The 14,117-nt window shown below is 73.8% G+C and carries 11 protein-coding genes; all 11 read left to right on the top strand.

What is annotated here, in order from left to right; translation table 11 throughout:
• The first annotated feature begins 17 nt into the window (after positions 1-17).
• The 11 genes from ACFYVJ_RS14825 (at position 18) to ACFYVJ_RS14775 (ending at position 14,101) form a co-directional block, all read left to right on the top strand.
• Positions 18-1,223, top strand: a complete 1,206-nt coding sequence (locus ACFYVJ_RS14825; RefSeq protein WP_388890835.1) for a Gfo/Idh/MocA family protein — start codon at positions 18-20, stop codon at positions 1,221-1,223.
• Between the two features lie 57 nt (positions 1,224-1,280).
• Positions 1,281-2,282 carry a sugar phosphate isomerase/epimerase family protein gene (locus tag ACFYVJ_RS14820; protein ID WP_388890832.1) on the top strand — a complete coding sequence of 334 codons (1,002 nt, stop codon included), beginning with the start codon at positions 1,281-1,283 and terminating at the stop codon, positions 2,280-2,282.
• A 198-nt stretch (positions 2,283-2,480) separates the two neighbouring features.
• Positions 2,481-4,940 carry a PQQ-dependent sugar dehydrogenase gene (locus tag ACFYVJ_RS14815; protein ID WP_388890829.1) on the top strand — a complete coding sequence of 820 codons (2,460 nt, stop codon included), beginning with the start codon at positions 2,481-2,483 and terminating at the stop codon, positions 4,938-4,940.
• 69 nt (positions 4,941-5,009) lie between these two features.
• Complete coding sequence (locus ACFYVJ_RS14810; RefSeq protein ID WP_388890826.1) at positions 5,010-6,338, top strand: ThuA domain-containing protein; 1,329 nt, start codon at positions 5,010-5,012, stop codon at positions 6,336-6,338.
• 83 nt (positions 6,339-6,421) lie between these two features.
• Positions 6,422-7,573, top strand: a complete 1,152-nt coding sequence (locus ACFYVJ_RS14805) for an inositol-3-phosphate synthase (RefSeq protein ID WP_388890823.1) — start codon at positions 6,422-6,424, stop codon at positions 7,571-7,573.
• Positions 7,570-9,066: a UbiA family prenyltransferase gene (locus ACFYVJ_RS14800; RefSeq protein ID WP_388890820.1), complete on the top strand. Its 1,497-nt coding sequence runs from the start codon at positions 7,570-7,572 to the stop codon at positions 9,064-9,066. Before ACFYVJ_RS14805 ends, ACFYVJ_RS14800 begins: the two co-directional genes overlap by 4 nt.
• Positions 9,063-9,935, top strand: a complete 873-nt coding sequence (locus ACFYVJ_RS14795) for a sugar phosphate isomerase/epimerase family protein (RefSeq protein WP_388890817.1) — start codon at positions 9,063-9,065, stop codon at positions 9,933-9,935. Before ACFYVJ_RS14800 ends, ACFYVJ_RS14795 begins: the two co-directional genes overlap by 4 nt.
• A gap of 67 nt (positions 9,936-10,002) precedes the next feature.
• The gene (locus tag ACFYVJ_RS14790) at positions 10,003-10,686 is read left to right on the top strand and encodes an EboA domain-containing protein (RefSeq protein ID WP_388890814.1); all 684 of its coding nucleotides are present in this window, start codon (positions 10,003-10,005) and stop codon (positions 10,684-10,686) included.
• Positions 10,686-11,543 (top strand): TatD family hydrolase, encoded by an 858-nt coding sequence (locus ACFYVJ_RS14785; protein WP_388890811.1) that lies wholly within the window; start codon positions 10,686-10,688, stop codon positions 11,541-11,543. The genes ACFYVJ_RS14790 and ACFYVJ_RS14785 overlap by 1 nt, the downstream gene beginning before the upstream one ends.
• Positions 11,544-11,546: 3 nt before the next feature.
• Positions 11,547-12,725, top strand: coding sequence for a metabolite traffic protein EboE (gene eboE / locus ACFYVJ_RS14780; RefSeq protein ID WP_388890805.1), 1,179 nt, complete (start codon positions 11,547-11,549; stop codon positions 12,723-12,725).
• Positions 12,722-14,101, top strand: a complete 1,380-nt coding sequence (locus tag ACFYVJ_RS14775; protein ID WP_388890802.1) for an alkaline phosphatase family protein — start codon at positions 12,722-12,724, stop codon at positions 14,099-14,101. Before eboE ends, ACFYVJ_RS14775 begins: the two co-directional genes overlap by 4 nt.
• Positions 14,102-14,117 lie beyond the last annotated feature (16 nt).

Genomic DNA, 14,117 nt, shown 5'->3' with positions numbered 1-14,117 from the left:
TACTGACAAGGAGTTCTATGTCCCACGACACGACCGCACCCGCGCTCGGCGTCGGCATGGTCGGCTACGCGTTCATGGGGGCGGCCCATTCGCAGGGCTGGCGGACCGCCGCCCGGGTCTTCGACCTTCCGCTGACTCCCGTCATGGCCGCGATCTGCGGCCGCGACGAGGACAAGGTGGCCACGGCGGCCCGCAAGATGGGCTGGGCCGCCACGGAGACCGACTGGCGCCGGCTCATCACCCGGGACGACGTGCAGCTCGTCGACGTCTGCACGCCGGGCGACAGCCACGCGGAGATCGCCATCGCCGCGCTGGAGGCGGGCAAGCACGTGCTGTGCGAGAAGCCGCTCGCCAACACCGTCGCCGAGGCCGAGGCGATGGCCGACGCCGCGGCGCGGGCGCGGGAGCGCGGGCAGTTGGCCATGGTCGGCTTCAACTACCGCCGGGTGCCTGCCCTGGCGTACGCGCGCGAGCTGATCGCCCGCGGCCGGCTGGGTGCGCTGCGGCACGTGCGTGTGACGTACTTGCAGGACTGGCTCGTCGACCCGGAGTTTCCGCTCGCCTGGCGGATGCAGCGGGAGAAGGCGGGCTCCGGGGCGCTCGGCGACCTCGGCGCGCACATCGTCGACCTGGCGCAGTTCCTCACCGGCGAGCCGCTGGTGGGGGTCTCGGCACAGACCGAGACGTTCGTGAAGGAGCGACCGCTGCCGTCCGCGGCGGCGGGGCTCTCCGGCGCGGCGGCGGGCGGCGGCGAGCGCGGTCCGGTCACGGTGGACGACGCCGCCCTGTTCACCGGCCGGATGGCCTCGGGCGCGCTGGCGTCCTTCGAGGTCAGCCGGATGGCCGCAGGCCGCAAGAACGCCCTGTCGGTGGAGCTGAACGGCGAGCACGGCTCGCTCTCCTTCGACCTGGAGCGGCTGAACGAGCTGCAGTTGCACGACCACGCGGAGCCGGCCGAGACCGCCGGCTTCCGGCGGGTCCTGGTCACCGAGCCGGAGCACCCGTACCTGGAGGCGTGGTGGCCGCCGGGCCACGGCCTCGGGTACGAGCACACCTTCGTGCACCAGGCCCGCGACCTCGTCCACGCCATCGCCACCGGCGCCCAGCCCGCGCCGTCCTTCGCGGACGGGCTGCAGGTCCAGCGGGTGCTGGCGGCCGTGGAGGAGAGCGCGGAGAAGAACGCCGTCTTCACGCCCGTGGCGCAAGCCGGCCAAGCCACCTGACCCCACCGGATCAGCCGACCACCCCCGGAGGCACTCCGGAGAAAGAGGCAGCACACGATGCCCCGGTCCTTCACCCTGTTCACCGGCCAGTGGGCGGACCTCCCCTTGGAGGAGGTCTGCCGGCTGGCCCGCGACTTCGGCTACGACGGCCTCGAACTCGCCTGCTGGGGCGACCACTTCGAGGTGGACAAGGCCCTGAACGAGCCCGGTTACCTCGACGGCCGCCATCAGTTGCTGGAGAAGTACGGCCTGAAGTGCTGGGCGATCTCCAACCACCTGGTGGGCCAGGCGGTCTGCGACCACCCCATCGACGAGCGCCACCAGGCCATCCTCCCGGCCCGGATCTGGGGCGACGGCGAGCCCGAGGGCGTCCGGCAGCGGGCCGCCGCCGAGATCGCCGACACCGCGCGGGCGGCGGCGGCCTTCGGCGTCGACACCGTCGTGGGCTTCACCGGCTCGTCGATCTGGCATCTGGTGGCGATGTTCCCGCCGGTCCCGCCGCACATGATCGAGCGCGGCTACCAGGACTTCGCCGACCGCTGGAACCCGATCCTGGACGTGTTCGACGCCGAGGGCGTGCGCTTCGCGCACGAGGTGCACCCGTCCGAGATCGCGTACGACTACTGGACGACGCACCGGGCGATGGAGGCGGTCGGGAACCGGCCCGCCTTCGGGCTGAACTTCGACCCCAGCCACTTCGTCTGGCAGGACCTCGACCCGGTCGGGTTCCTGTGGGACTTCAAGGACCGCATCTACCACGTGGACTGCAAGGAGGCCCGCAAGCGGCTCGACGGCCGCAACGGCCGGCTCGGCTCGCACCTGCCCTGGGGCGACCCGCGCCGCGGCTGGGACTTCGTCTCGGCGGGCCACGGCGACGTGCCGTGGGAGGACGTCTTCCGGATGCTCCGCTCGATCGACTACGCGGGGCCCATCTCGGTGGAGTGGGAGGACGCCGGCATGGACCGGCTGCAGGGTGCGCCGGAGGCGCTGCGGGCGCTCAAGGCGCTCGACTTCGAGCCTCCGCAGGCGTCGTTCGACGCCGCTTTCGGGGGCGACTGACCGCCGCGGCGGCGCGGAGCGCAGCCCGGCGGCGGCACCTGCCGCCGGGCCGCTCCGGCATGCCCGGGGGGCACTTTGTCCTTATCAAGGATGAAGATAACTGAAGTCCTGTCAAAGGGCTTCTCTATCCCGCAAAAGACGGTTACGTTCCTGTGATGTCCCTGACATAAACCCCCCACTCTCGGCAGGAGAGATCAGGTGCACACCAGAAAGATCCGGAGAACGCTCACGAGGACGGTGGCGGCCCTGCTGGCCGTGCCGGCCCTCGTGCTGAGCACGTCCGCCAACGGTGCCGCGCACCCGGGCGAGGACCACGAGGCCCCGGCCGCGGCGGAGTTCCAGCAGGTGACGCTGGCCAAGGGCGAGCCCGAGATGGGCGAGCCGATGACCATGGCGGTGCTGCCCGACCGGTCCGTGCTGCACACCTCGCGCGACGGCACGGTACGGCTCACGGACGCCGCCGGTACGACCAAGGTCGCCGGCAAGCTCGCCGTGTACAACCACGACGAGGAGGGCCTGCAAGGCGTCGGGGTCGACCCGGGGTTCGCGCAGAACCGGTTCGTCTACCTCTACTACGCCCCGCCCCTGGACACCCCAGCGGGCGACGCCCCCGCCGACGGCAGTGCCGCCGACTTCGCGCCGTTCGACGGCGTCAACCGGCTCTCCCGCTTCGTCCTGAAGGACGACGGCACCCTCGACACCGGCAGCGAGAAGGCGGTCCTGGACGTGCCCGCCTCCCGCGGCGTGTGCTGCCACGTCGGCGGCGACATCGACTTCGACGCGCAGGGCAACCTGTACCTGTCCACCGGCGACGACACCAACCCGTTCGCCTCCGACGGCTACACGCCCATCGACGAACGCGCCACGCGCAACCCCGCGTTCGACGCCCAGCGCTCCGCCGGCAACACCAACGACCTGCGCGGCAAGGTGCTGCGGATCAAGGTCGAGGCGGACGGCTCGTACACCATCCCGGACGGCAACCTCTTCGCGCCCGGCACCGAGAAGACCAGGCCCGAGATCTACGCCATGGGCTTCCGCAATCCGTTCCGGCTCAGCGTCGACAAACCCACCGGCACCGTCTACGTCGGCGACTACGGCCCCGACGCCGGCACCGCGAGCGACGCCCGCGGGCCCGCGGGGCAGGTCGAGTTCGCCCGCATCACCAAGGCGGGCAACTTCGGCTGGCCGTACTGCACCGGCGACAACGACGCGTACAAGGACTACGACTTCGGCTCCGGCGCCTCCGGCGCGGCCTTCGACTGCGGCGCGCCCGTCAACAACTCGCCGCACAACACCGGACTGACCGAACTGCCGCCCGCCCAGGCGGCGTGGATCCCCTACGACGGCAACTCCGTCCCCGAGTTCGGCAACGGCTCCGAGTCCCCGATGGGCGGCCCGGTCTACCGCCGGGACGAGGTCGCGGACGGCTCCGCCGTGGCCTTCCCCGCCGAGTACGAAGGCGACTTCTTCGCCGGCGAGTTCGGCCGCAAGTGGATCAAGCGGATCGAGCAGGGCGACGACGGCACCGTCTCCGCCATCAACGACTTCCCCTGGTCCGGCACCCAGGTCATGGACATGGACTTCGGCCCCGACGGCGCCCTCTACGTCCTCGACTACGGCACCGGCTACTTCGGCGGCGACGAGAACTCCGCCCTCTACCGCATCGAGAACATGACCGGCGGCGCCTCGCCGGTCGCCGAGGCGAGCGCCGACAAGACCTCCGGACAGGCACCCCTGGCCGTGCAGTTCTCCTCCGCGGGCACCACCGACCCGGACAGCACCGAGCTGACGTACTCCTGGGACTTCGGCGACGGCGCCACCTCCGACCAGGCCGACCCCGCGCACACGTACGCCGGGAACGGCACGTACAACGTCACCCTCACCGCCACCGACCCCGACGGCCTCACCGGCAGCGCCAACGTGCAGATCACCGTCGGCAACACCGCGCCCACCGTGACCCTGGACCTGCCTCAGGACGGCCAGTCCTTCTCCTTCGGCGACGACGTGCCCTTCGAGGTCACCGTCGCCGACCCGGAGGACGAGACCGTCGACTGCGCCAGGGTCCGGGTCGCCTACATCCTCGGCCACGACTCCCACGGCCACGAGATGACCAGCGCCAACGGCTGCAGCGGCACCCTGAAGACCGCCGCGGACGGCGAGCACGACCCCAACGCCAACCTCTACGGCGGCCTCACCGCCACGTACACCGACGGCGGAGGCGGCGGCCAGGGCGCCCTGACCGGGACCGACCAGGCCAAGCTGCAGCCCAAGCACCGCCAGGCCGAGCACTACGACAGCGCCCAGGGCGTGGCACCGCAGAGCAAGCCGGCGGCCAACGGCGGCAAGACGGTCGGCGACATCCACGCCGGCGACTGGATCGCCTTCGAGCCCTGGGTCCTGTCCGATGTCACCGGGTTGACCGCGCGGATCTCCTCCGCCGGCGCGGGCGGCACCCTGGAGGTGCGCGCGGGCGCCCCCGACGGGACGCTCCTCGGCTCCACCGAGGTGCCGGTCACCGGCGGCTGGGACACGTTCCAGGACGTCACGGCGAACCTGTCGGGCGCCCCGGACGGCACCACGAAGCTCTACCTCGTCTTCGCCGGCAGCGGTACGGACGCGCTGTACGACGTCGACGACTTCACCCTCACCACCGGATAGCTCCCCCACCGCCCCGCCGGCTCCGGCCGGCGGGGCGTCCCACCCGACGAGACCCTCAAGGAGCGCACCATGAAAGCTCCCGGACGCCTCGCCCTCGCGACGGCGGCGGTCGTGCTCACCACGCTGGCCATGAACACCTCCGCCGTCGCCGAGAAGCCGGCGAAGAAGAAGGAGGGCGAGCACGTGCTCGTCTTCTCCAAGACCGCCGGTTTCCGCCACGACTCCATCCCCGACGGCATCGCGACCATCCAGCAGCTCGGCGCCGACAACGGCTTCACCGTCGACACCACCGAGAACGCCGCCGTCTTCACGCCCGGCACCCTCCAGCAGTACGACGCCGTCGTCTTCCTCTCCACCACCGGCGACGTGCTCGACGCCAAGCAGCAGCGGGCCTTCGAGAACTACGTGCGCGGGGGCGGCGGCTACGTCGGCGTGCACGCCGCCGCCGACACCGAGTACGACTGGCCGTTCTACGGCGGCCTCGTCGGCGCGTACTTCGACTCGCACCCGCAGATCCAGCAGGCGACGGTCGAGGTCGAGGACCACGACCACCCCGCCACCGCGCACCTGGGCGACCAGTGGGTGCGTACCGACGAGTGGTACAACTACCGCACCAACCCGCGCGAGCAGGCCCGCGTCCTGGCGACCCTCGACGAGGGCTCGTACAGCGGCGGCAACATGGGCGGCGACCACCCCATCTCCTGGTGCCAGACCTACGAGAGCGGCCGCTCCTTCTACACCGGCCTCGGCCACACCAAGGAGTCGTACGCGGAGCCCGAGTTCCGCACCCATCTGCTCGGCGGCATCCAGTACGCCGCCGGGGCCGTCGAATCGGACTGCAGTTCTGCCGAGAGCGACTACACTCCGATCTTCGACGGCACTTCCACCGAGGGCTGGAAGCAGGCCGGGCCGGGCTCGTTCCGCCTGGAGGACGGCACCCTGACCTCGGAGGGCGGCATGGGCATGCTGTGGTACGAGGCCAGGCAGTTCGGCTCGTATTCCCTCAAGCTCGACTGGCGCATGGAGGGCGACGACAACTCCGGCGTCTTCATCGGGTTCCCGCCCTCGGACGATCCCTGGTCGGCCGTGAACAACGGCTATGAGATCCAGATCGACGCCACCGACTCCCCGGACCGGACCACGGGCGCCGTCTACGGCTTCCAGTCCGCCGACATCGCCGCGCGCGACGAGGCGCTCAACCCGCCCGGCGAGTGGAACACCTTCGAACTGCGCGTCGAGGGTGAGCACCTGCAGATCTGGCTCAACGACGTGAAGATCAACGACTTCACGAACACCGACCCCGCCCGCAGTCTTGCGGACGGACACATCGGGATCCAGAACCACGGTGCGGACGACCGGGTGTCGTTCCGCAACATCCTGGTGAAGGATCTCCCGTGAACGCCGTGGGCGGGGGGTCACGACGCCTCCCGCCCACGGGCGCACCGTGTATCTGAACTGAACACACGTGGGAGGCAGCAGCCGTGACGGTCCATCCACAAGACACAGCGCCGCAACCGGCGAACCCGGCGACGGCCGATACCGGCGTCTGGCTCATCGGCGCCCGCGGCTCCGTCGCCACGACCGTGATCACCGGCTGCGCCGCGCTGGCCGCCGGACTCCACCCCGCGGCCGGCATGGTGACCGAGACCGCGCCGTTCGCCGACTGCGGGCTGCCGGCGCCCGCCCGGCTGGTCTTCGGCGGCCACGACGTGGCCTGCACCCCGCTGCCCAAGCGCGCGGACGAACTCGCCGCCGGCGGCGTGCTCCCGCACGGGCTGCCCGCCGCCGTCGCCGCGGAACTGGCCGCCGCCGACGAGGAGATACGCAACGGCGGCCCCGAGCCCGGCGAGCCGTACGACGAGCAGGCGCTGATCGACTCGTACGCGGCCGACATCACCGACTTCGTCCGCCGCCGCAACCTCGCCCGCGCCGTCGTCGTCAACGTCGCCTCCACCGAGCCGGTCGCCGAGGGCGACGCGCTGCCCGCCTCGTCCTGCTACGCCGCGGCGGCCCTCAAGGCCGGCTGCGCGTACGTCAACTTCACCCCCTCCACCGGCATGCACCACCCGCGGCTGCGCGAGCTCGCCGCCGCCTCCGGCCTGCCGTACGCGGGCCGCGACGGCAAGACCGGCCAGACGCTGCTGCGTTCCGTGCTGGCGCCGATGTTCCTCCAGCGCGCGCTGGAGGTACGGGCCTGGTCCGGCAGCAACCTCCTCGGCGGCGGCGACGGCGCCAACCTCGCCGGCGACCCGGCCGCCGCGGCGGCCAAGAACGTCGGCAAGGAGCGGGTGCTCGTCGACTCCCTCGGCGCCGGAGTCGACGGCGAGGTGCACATCGACGACGTACCGGCCCTCGGCGACTGGAAGACCGCCTGGGACCACGTCGTCTTCGACGGCTTCCTCGGCACCCGCATGGTGCTCCAGACCATCTGGCAGGGCTGCGACTCCGCGCTCGCCGCACCGCTGGTCCTCGACCTCGTCCGGATCGTCGCCCGCGCCCACGAGGCCGGGATGTCGGGTCCCGTGCCGGGCCTCGGCTTCTTCTTCAAGGACCCGGACGGGGGCCCGCCCGGGCTCGCCGACCAGTGGCGCGAGCTGCTGTCGGTCGCGGAGCGCCTGCGGGTCGCGCGATGAGCGCGCCGCAGCCGAAGCGGGTGCGGCGGCGGGGCGGCATGCGGCTGCTCGCGCTGGGCGCGGGCGCAGGTGCCGCCGGGGCCGGCGTCCTCGGCGCCGTCGCCGCCGCGCGGGGCCGCGGGGCGTCGCCGGCCGCCGCGGTGGCGGGCGTCGCCGGGCTGCTCGCGCTGGGCGGCGGCGCCGCGGTCAGGCGCCGGCGGGCCGTGCCGGTCGCCGCCGCCGCCGTCGCCGTCTCCGGGGCCGTGCTGGGCGCGGCCGCCGCGGGGGTGGCCGCGCGGGTACGGCGGGACGCCGGCGCGGCACCGGCGGGCCGCGGGCCCGTCGCCGCCGTGGCCGGGGGAGTGGCGCTGCTCGCCGCCGCCGTCCCCGGCGCCGTGCTGCGCCGGCCGCGTACCGCCGGGCCGATCGAGCCGCAGGCGCGCAGCGCCCAGGGGCGCAAGCAGCCCGCACCGCCCGCCGCGCAGGCCCGCGCCTGGGTCGAACTGCTCCGCGTCTCCGCGCTGTTCACCGTCCCCGGCGACGCCCTCGCCGGCGCCGCCGCGGCCGGGCTGCGACCCAACCGCGGCACCGCGCTGGCCATCGGTTCCTCCCTCTGCCTCTACGAGGCGGGCATGGCGCTCAACGACTACGCCGACCGCGACCTCGACGCCGTCGAGCGCCCGCACCGCCCGCTGCCCTCCGGCCGGATCACGCCCCGCGCCGCGCTGACCGCCGCCGCCGCCCTGACCGCGGCGAGCCTCGGTCTGGCCGCGGCCGCGGGCCGCCGGCCGCTCGCGCTCGCCACCGCGCTCGCGGGGGCGGTGTGGGCGTACGACCTGAAGCTGAAGAACACCCCCGCGGGCCCGGCCGCGATGGCCGCCGCCCGCACCCTGGACCTGCTCCTCGGCGCCGCGGCCACGGAGGCCCGCGCGGCCCGCAGGGCCGCACCGCCGGCCGCCGCGGCCGGCGGGTACGCCACCGCGCCGCCGGCCGGCGCCGCCTCGTCCGCCCTGCGCCACCTCCAGGGCGGCGACGGCACCGGCTGGGCGGACGGACCGCTCGCCGCCGCCGTCCTCCTCGGCGTCCACACCTACGCGGTCACCGTCGTCTCCCGCCGCGAGGTCGAGGGCGGGTCGACGGCCGTCCCGCTCGTCGGCCTGGCCGTCACCACCGCCGTCGCCGCCACCCTGCGCCGCGGCAACGACCCGTATCCGCAACCCGATCCGCACCGCCGGCCGGACGGCTCCCCGCCGCCCGGCGGACCCCGGCTGGCCCTCACCCCCGGCGACCTGCTCGCCGGGGCGTACGCCGCCACCGCCGTCCGCCCGTACCTGCACGCCGCGCTCAACCCCAGCCCGCAGCTCACCCAGCGCGCCGTCGGCGGCGGCATCCGCGCCATGATCCCGCTGCAGTCCGCCCTCGCCGCCCGCGCCGGCGCGCCCGGCAGCGCCGCCGCGCTGCTGGCCCTCGTGCCCGTCGCACGCCGGCTCGCGCGGAAGGTGAGCCCCACATGAGCCGGCTGCGCCTGGCCTACGGCACCAACGGCCTCACCGACCTGCGGCTGACCGACGCCGTCGCGCTTCTCGCCGACCTCGGCTACGACGGCATCGCGCTCACCCTCGACCACATGCACCTCGACCCGCTCGCGCCCGACCTGCCCGCCCGCACGGCCACCGTGCGGCGGCTGCTGGCGCGGCACGGGCTCGCGGTGACCATCGAGACCGGCGCCCGCTACGTCCTCGACCCGCGCCGCAAGCACCACCCCACCCTGCTCGACCCGGACCCGGAGGCCCGCGCCGTACGCTCCCGGCTGCTGCGCACCGCGGTGAACGTCGCCGCCGAGCTGGGCGCCAACGCCGTGCACTGCTTCAGCGGCACGCGCCCGTACGGGGTCTCGGAGCCGGACGCCTGGAAGCGGCTGGGCGAGGAGCTGACCCCGGTGCTCCAGGCCGCGGACGCCGCCGGGGTGCCGATGGCCATCGAGCCGGAGCCCGGCCATCTGCTGTACGACCTCGCCGGGTTCCACCGGCTGCGCGAGGAGCTGGACGACCCGCCGGCGCTGGCGCTCACCCTCGACATCGGGCACTGCCAGTGCCTGGAGGAGGCGCTGCCCGCCGACTGCGTACGGGCCGCCGCGCCCTGGCTCGCGCACGTCCAGATCGAGGACATGTGCCGGGGCGTGCACGAGCATCTGCCGTTCGGCGAGGGCGAGATCGGCTTCCCCTCCGTGCTCGAAGCCCTGCAGACCACCGGCTACCAGGGCCTGATCAGCGTCGAGCTGCCCCGGCACTCGCACGCCGGGCCGGAGCTGGCGGGCAGCTCCATCCGCTTCCTGCGCGCGGCGGAGGAAGAGGCGCGGGCGAGGGGGTCGGTGCCGTGCTGAGCCTCCCGTACGCACCCGCCACCGCGCCGCGTGCCGCATCCGTGACCCGAGTGAGAGGAGCCGCGCAGTGGTGACCCCCGACCCCGCCGCACCCGCACCCGCCGCCGACCCCGCCGCACCCGCCACTGCCTCCGCCCCGGCGGCCGCGACGGTCGCCGCCCTGCGCGCGTCCGTCGAGGCCGGTCTCGCGCCCGAGGCCCGCGAGTGGCTCGCCGCCGCGCTCGCCGACGCGGCCGCCGGCACTCCCGGGCCCAGCACGGGGCTGCTCGCCTGGGAGGCCCACTTCGCCGCCGCGCGCCGCCGCACGGGCGCCGGGGCCGCCGACGCCGTACGCGTGCTGATCCTGCACGCCGCCCGCGCCGACGAGGAGGTCGCCACCCGGGTCTACGACCGCGGGGACGCCGCGGAACGCCGGGCCGTGCTGCGCGCGCTGCCGCACCTGGGCCTCGGCCCCGGCGCCGTACCGCTGATCGAGGACGCGCTGCGGACCAACGACACCCGCCTGGTCGCCGCCGCCCTCGGCCCGTACGCCGCCGAGCACCTGGGCGGCCACGCCTGGCGGCAGGCCGTCCTCAAGTGCCTGTTCACGGGCGTGCCCGCCGACGAGATCGCCGGCCTCGCCGACCGCGCCGCCGGCGACGGCGAACTCGCCCGCATGCTCGACGACTACGCCCGCGAGCGGACGGCCGCCGGCCGCGCCGTACCGGCAGACCTCGACCGGATCCTCGCCCTGACCCGCAAGGAGGTGTGATGCGCATCTTCGACCCGCACATCCACATGACGTCCCGCACGACCGATGACTACGCCGCCATGTACGACGCCGGCGTACGCGCCCTCGTCGAGCCCTCCTTCTGGCTGGGGCAGCCCCGCACCTCCCCGGAGAGCTTCTACGACTACTTCGACTCGCTGCTGGGCTGGGAGCCCTTCCGCGCCGCCCAGTACGGCATCGCGCACCACTGCACGCTCGCCCTCAACCCCAAGGAGGCCAACGACCCGCGCCTCCTGCCGGTCCTTCAGGAGCTGCCGCGCTACCTGCTGAAGGACCACGTCGTCGCCGTCGGCGAGATCGGCTACGACTCCATGACCCCCGAGGAGGACCACGCGCTGGCCGCCCAGTTGGAGCTGGCCGCCGACCACGGGCTGCCCGCCATGGTGCACACGCCGCACCGCGACAAGGCCGCGGGCCTGGCCCGTACGCTCGACGTCGTCCGCGAGTCCAGGCTGGCGCCCGAGCGCGTGATCCTCGACCACCTCAACGAGACGACGGTGGCCGCCGCCCGGGACAGCGGCTGCTGGGCGGCCTTCTCCATCTACCCCGACACCAAGATGGACGAGGACCGCATGGTCCGCATCCTGCGCGAGTACGGCACCGAGCGGATGCTCGTCAACTCCGCCGCCGACTGGGGCAAGAGCGACCCGCTCAAGACCCGCAAGACCGCCGACGCCATGCTCGCCGCCGGCTTCACCGACGCCGACGTCGACAAGGTGCTCTGGCAGAACCCGGTGGAGTTCTACGGCCAGAGCGGCCGGCTGGAGCTGGAGCCGGAGAAGCCGGAGGCCGGCGGCGCCACGTACGAAGGGAACTCCATCCTGCGAGGGGGAAGCTGACCCATGCGGTTCCGACACCCCGACGGCTCCCTCGTCCATCTCGCGTACTGCACCAACGTGCACCCCGCCGAGGATCTCGACGGGGTGATGGCGCAACTGCGCGACCACGCCGAGCCGGTGCGCCGCCGGCTCGGCCGCGACCGGCTGGGCATCGGCCTGTGGCTCGCGCGCGACGCCGTCCGCACCCTCGGCTCCGACCCCGCCGCGCTGCGCCGGCTGAAGAAGGCGCTCGACGAGCGCGGCCTGGAGGCCGTGACCCTCAACGGCTTCCCGTACCAGGGGTTCGGCGACGAGGTCGTCAAGTACCGCGTCTACCGGCCCGACTGGACCGAGCCCGAGCGCCTGGACCACACCGTCGAACTGGCCCGGCTGCTCGCCGCGCTGCTGCCCGACGACGTCACCGAGGGCACCATCTCCACCCTCCCGCTCGCCTGGCGCACCGACTTCGACGACGCCGCCCGCAAGGCGTCGCTGACGGCGCTCGGCACCCTGGCCGCGCGCCTCGACGCCATCGAGGAGCTGACCGGCCGCTCCATCCGCGTCGGCCTGGAGCCGGAGCCGGGCTGCACGGTCGAGACCACCGCCGACGCGGTCGCGGCGCTCACCGCGGAGGGCGCGCCGCCGCCGGAGCGTATCGGCGTCTGCGTCGACACCTGCCACCTGGCCACGTCCTTCGAGGACCCGGCCACCGCCATCGCCGGCATCACGGGCGCGGGCCTGCCCATCGTCAAGTCCCAACTGTCGGCGGCCCTGGTGGCCGAACGGCCCGCGGATCCCGGGGTACGGACCGCGCTGGCCGCCTTCGCCGAGCCGCGGTTCCTGCACCAGACCCGGATCCGCGCCGCCGACGGCACCGTACGGGCCACCGACGACCTCGACGAGGCCCTGGCCGGCGGCCTCCCCGACGACGGCCCGTGGCGCGCCCACTTCCACGTACCGCTGCACGCGCCGCTGGAGCCGCCGCTGACGGCGACGACGCCGGTGCTGGAGGAGACGCTGGCCCGCCTCGTCGGCGGTCCCGCACCGCTGACGAGACACCTGGAAGTGGAGACGTACACCTGGCAGGCTCTGCCCGCACACCTGCGGCCGCGCAGCCGCGCACAGCTCGCCGACGGCATCGCCGCCGAACTGTCCGTCGCCCGCGACCTGCTCACCTCGCTCGGCCTGAAGGAGCTGCCATGACGCCCCCGAAGCGGCTGGTCGTCGTCGACGTCGTCGGTCTCACGCCGCGTCTCCTCGACCACATGCCGAACCTGCGCGCGCTGGCCGACGCCGGCTCGAACAGCGCGCTGACGCCGCCGCTGCCCGCCGTCACCTGCACCGTGCAGTCGACGATCCTCACCGGCGCGCCGCCGGCGGAGCACGGGATCGTCGCCAACGGCTGGTACTTCCGCGAGCTGGGCGAGATCTTCCTGTGGCGCCAGCACAACGCGCTCGTCGGCGGCGACAAGCTGTGGGAGGCGGCCCGGCGCGCGTACCCCGGCTACACCGTGGCCAACGTCGGCTGGTGGTACGCGATGGGCATGGACACCGACTACATCGTCACCCCGCGCCCCATCTACTACGCCGACGGCCGCAAGGAGCCCGACTGCTACACCCGGCCGCCTGAGCTGCACGACGAACTGACCGCCGCCTTCGGCACGTTCCCCCTCTTCAACTACTGGGGCCCGACGGCGAGCATCGTCTCCTCGCAGTGGATCATCGACGCCTCGCGGCACATCCTCGACGCGTACAGCCCCGACCTCACCCTCGTCTACCTCCCGCACCTCGACTACGACCTCCAGCGCTACGGCCCCGACGACCCGCGCTCGCACGCCGCCGCGCGCGAGCTGGACGACGCGCTGGCGCCGCTGCTTGCGGACGCCAGGGCGGCGGACGCGGAGACCGTGGTGCTCTCGGAGTACGGCATCACGCAGGCGGCCACGCCCGTGGACGTCAACCGCGCGCTGCGCAAGGCCGGGCTGCTGGAGGTCTACACCCAGGACGGGATGGAGTACCTGGACCCGTGGGCGTCGCGCGCCTTCGCGGTCTCCGACCACCAGATCGCGCACGTCTACGTCCGCGACCCGGCCGACATCGAGGCCACCCGGGAGATCCTCACCAAGCTGCCCGGGGTCGCCGACGTGCTCTCCGACTCCGGCAAGAAGGCCCACGGCCTGGACCACCCGCGCGCCGGCGAGCTGGTCGCGGTGGCGGAGCAGGACGCCTGGTTCACGTACTACTACTGGCTCGACGACGACCGTGCCCCGGACTTCGCCCAGCTCGTCGAGATCCACCGCAAGCCCGGCTACGACCCCGCCGAGCTCTTCATGGACCCCACCGACCCGTACGTACGTCTGCGGGCCGTCTCCGCGATCGCCCGCAAGAAGGCCGGCATGCGCTACCGCCTGGCCGTCGTCCCGCTCGACCCCGCCCCGGTACGCGGCACCCACGGCCGCCTCCCGGACGACGAGCGCGACGGCCCCGTGCTGCTCACCACCCGGCCGGGGGCGACCTCGGGACCCGTACCGGCGACCGACGTGAAGTCACTGCTGCTGTCGCTCGCCGGTCTCGACTGAATCCCCGTCAAGGAGC

Source organism: Streptomyces sp. NPDC004134 (assembly GCF_042874195.1).
Taxonomy (GTDB): Bacteria; Actinomycetota; Actinomycetes; order Streptomycetales; family Streptomycetaceae; genus Streptomyces.
Note: the sequence above shows the minus strand (reverse complement) of the source record. Positions and strands in the feature narration are given on the sequence as shown.

What these genes read in the sequence shown, in the direction of transcription:
- ACFYVJ_RS14825 (WP_388890835.1), top strand. Translation starts at nt 18, where the DNA reads ATGTCCCACGACACGACCGCACCCGCGCTCGGCGTCGGCATGGTCGGC.
- ACFYVJ_RS14795 (WP_388890817.1), top strand. Translation starts at nt 9,063, where the DNA reads ATGAGCCGGCTGCGCCTGGCCTACGGCACCAACGGCCTCACCGACCTG.
- eboE (WP_388890805.1), top strand. Translation starts at nt 11,547, where the DNA reads ATGCGGTTCCGACACCCCGACGGCTCCCTCGTCCATCTCGCGTACTGC.
- ACFYVJ_RS14775 (WP_388890802.1), top strand. Translation starts at nt 12,722, where the DNA reads ATGACGCCCCCGAAGCGGCTGGTCGTCGTCGACGTCGTCGGTCTCACG.
- ACFYVJ_RS14800 (WP_388890820.1), top strand. Translation starts at nt 7,570, where the DNA reads ATGAGCGCGCCGCAGCCGAAGCGGGTGCGGCGGCGGGGCGGCATGCGG.
- ACFYVJ_RS14785 (WP_388890811.1), top strand. Translation starts at nt 10,686, where the DNA reads ATGCGCATCTTCGACCCGCACATCCACATGACGTCCCGCACGACCGAT.
- ACFYVJ_RS14820 (WP_388890832.1), top strand. Translation starts at nt 1,281, where the DNA reads ATGCCCCGGTCCTTCACCCTGTTCACCGGCCAGTGGGCGGACCTCCCC.
- ACFYVJ_RS14810 (WP_388890826.1), top strand. Translation starts at nt 5,010, where the DNA reads ATGAAAGCTCCCGGACGCCTCGCCCTCGCGACGGCGGCGGTCGTGCTC.